Annotated in this window: 1 protein-coding gene; it reads left to right on the top strand. The window is 73.1% G+C overall.

What is annotated here, in order from left to right; all coding sequences use genetic code 11:
* Window positions 1-268, top strand: a 268-nt coding sequence (locus ACSNOK_RS34455) for an alpha/beta hydrolase domain-containing protein (protein WP_436784657.1), incomplete at both ends; no start/stop codon positions are given.

Raw genomic sequence — 268 nt, 5'->3', positions numbered from 1 at the left:
GTACACCACCCGCGTCATCGTCCGCCGCCCCGCCGACCCCGGGGACTTCAGCGGCACGGTCCTGACCGAGTGGCAGAACGTCTCGGCCGGGTACGACCTGGACGCCCTGTGGTCCCCCGAGCAGATCCTGCGCGGGGGGTACGCCTGGGTCGGCGTCTCCGCCCAGCGGGTCGGTGTGGACCAACTGCGCGGCTGGAGCCCCGCCCGCTACGGAAAGCTCGACGTCACCGGCCGGGGCCGCTTCACCGCCGACGAGCTGTCCTACGAC

It is taken from the genome of Streptomyces sp. URMC 126, from assembly GCF_051386555.1.
In the GTDB taxonomy this organism is placed as follows: Bacteria; Actinomycetota; Actinomycetes; order Streptomycetales; family Streptomycetaceae; genus Streptomyces.
Note: the sequence above shows the minus strand (reverse complement) of the source record. Positions and strands in the feature narration are given on the sequence as shown.